Below are 799 nucleotides of genomic sequence, written 5' to 3'. Positions count from 1 at the left end.
TCGACAGGAGAAACCGGCCCAACTGGAATTACAGGAACAACCGGAGCAACGGGATCGACAGGAGAAACCGGCTCAACCGGTGCAACAGGGGCGACTGGAGTAACAGGCCCAACTGGTGTAACTGGTTCAACCGGAGAAACTGGCTCAACAGGTGTAACCGGTGCAACTGGAGTGACTGGAGTGACTGGGGTAACTGGTGTAACTGGCGGAACGGGAACAACAGGCTCGACTGGTGCAACAGGACCGACTGGATCAACCGGCCCAACTGGCCCAACTGGGGTAACAGGATCAACCGGTGCAACTGGAGTTACTGGCGCAACCGGAGTAACAGGCGCAACCGGCCCGACTGGTGTAACGGGATCAACTGGTGCGACGGGATTAACTGGAGAAACCGGATCAACAGGAGAAACCGGGGCGACCGGTGTAACTGGTGCAACAGGTGTAACCGGCCCAACAGGTGTAACCGGAGAAACCGGATCAACGGGATCGACAGGAATAACCGGAGCAACGGGGATAACAGGAACCACGGGCTCAACCGGCCCAACAGGAGCAACCGGGTCAACAGGAACAACCGGCGCAACGGGCGCCACTGGAATAACTGGAACAATCGGCTCGACTGGTGCAACCGGCCCAACTGGTTCAACCGGAGAAACCGGTGCAACAGGGATTACTGGCTCAACAGGAGAAACCGGTGCAACTGGAGTAACTGGGGCAACGGGAGAAACTGGCCCAACAGGAGTAACTGGGGCAACGGGAGAAACCGGCCCAGCAGGAGTAACGGGCACAACCGGTGTAACCG

Annotated in this window: 1 protein-coding gene; it reads left to right on the top strand. The window is 58.2% G+C overall.

Annotation, left to right across the window (positions count from 1 at the left end; translation table 11 throughout):
• Nucleotides 1-799: hypothetical protein (locus V7728_RS20370; protein ID WP_335371385.1), on the top strand; the 799-nt coding region annotated here is incomplete at both ends.

This window comes from Bacillus sp. JHAA, from assembly GCF_036961585.1.
Classification (GTDB): Bacteria; Bacillota; Bacilli; order Bacillales; family Bacillaceae; genus Bacillus; species Bacillus velezensis.
This window is presented reverse-complemented; position numbering and strand designations above follow the sequence as displayed.